Raw genomic sequence first — 598 nt, forward strand, 5'->3', positions numbered from 1 at the left:
GCCGCGTGCCGAATGCTGTGCTGCTGGAGATCTTCACCGACAGCGGCGTGGGCACCCTGATTACCAACTGCAAGCCGCGCTGACTGGCTAGCTTTCACCGGCCCTGTCGCCGGCAAGCCAACTCCCACAGAACCCCCACAAACCTTGAAACCTGTGGGGCACTTGTGGGAGCTGGCTTGCCGGCGATGAGCCGGAACAGGCGGCATAAAAAAGGCGACCTTCACAAGAAGGTCGCCTTTTTCATTGCCAGGCCAGGATCAGATCCCGTACTGCGCCCGGTAGGCCTCGACAGCCGGCAGGTGCTGCTTCAGCTGCGGGTCATCGGCCAGGAACTCCAGCACCTGGGTCAGCGAGACGATGCTGACCACAGGGATGCCGAAGTCGCGTTCCACTTCCTGGATGGCCGACAGCTCGCCATTGCCACGCTCTTCGCGGTTCAGCGCGATCAGCACGCCGGCGGCCTTGGCCTGCTGGGCGTTGATGATCTGCATGACTTCGCGGATAGCGGTTCCGGCAGTGATCACGTCGTCGATGATCAGCACGTCACCCGCCAGCGGCGCGCCAACCAGGCTGCCACCTTCGCCGTGGTCCTTGGCTT

The 598-nt window shown here is 63.2% G+C and carries 1 protein-coding gene and 1 pseudogene; one reads left to right on the plus strand and one right to left on the minus strand.

All coding sequences use genetic code 11. The annotated features are described in order from the left end of the window. Positions 1–83: hypothetical protein (locus HP546_RS31650; RefSeq protein WP_256678591.1), on the plus strand; the 83-nt coding region annotated here is incomplete at its 5' end. A gap of 174 nt (positions 84–257) precedes the next feature. On the opposite strand, the pseudogene pyrE reads toward HP546_RS31650, so the two are convergent. Continuing rightward, positions 258–598 (minus strand): annotated as a pseudogene (gene pyrE / locus HP546_RS30960) (orotate phosphoribosyltransferase); the annotation flags it as partial.

Source organism: Pseudomonas sp. CM25, from assembly GCF_013179705.1.
Lineage (GTDB): Bacteria > Pseudomonadota > Gammaproteobacteria > Pseudomonadales > Pseudomonadaceae > Aquipseudomonas.